The following is a 567-nucleotide window of genomic DNA, read 5'->3' as shown; positions in this document are numbered from 1 at the left end:
CTTGCGTTACGGCTTTATTTATCTCACGGTGAACAAGCGAGCGCGTAGTATGAGTGATAGCGAGGTGCTGCGTGACGCTCAATAATGGCTTTTACTTACAAGGGCTCGCCTGGATAACCCTAGTGGTGTGCGGTTTAGTACAGTACTTCACGGGCATCGGTTCGGTGCTGTGGCTGCTATTATTTGGCCTGTGTGATGGTCATTTTATTGATGATGCAAACACGTTTCAGCCAGTTTTCGCTTGATACACAAGAGCAGCTCATCTTGTTCGGTCTGGTGGCTCTGTTTGTCTTGGCACTGCTTTCGACCGTGTTGCAAAACGGCGTGACCGTCACCATTGTGGGCTTTAAAAATGAGTTGTCGCTGGCGCTGATAACACTGTGCTTATTACTTGGCTTTTGCCGCGAATCACAGATCTACCGTGTGACTCAAACGCTGTACTGGATTTTCTATCTGCAGTTTCCGGTGATTGCTTATCAGTTTGGTCATGGTGCCAAACGTGTTGCGGTGATGGGAGAGTACGAAAAGTGGGACTCTGTGGTGGGCACGTTTGGTGGTGATCCACTA

Annotated in this window: 1 pseudogene; it reads left to right on the top strand. The window is 48.9% G+C overall.

Annotation, left to right across the window (positions count from 1 at the left end):
* Positions 1-71 precede the first annotated feature (71 nt).
* Positions 72-567 (top strand): annotated as a pseudogene (locus CIK04_RS27110) (capsular biosynthesis protein); the annotation flags it as partial.

The sequence above is a fragment of the Vibrio sp. 03_296 genome, assembly GCF_002265885.1.
Note: the sequence above shows the minus strand (reverse complement) of the source record. Positions and strands in the feature narration are given on the sequence as shown.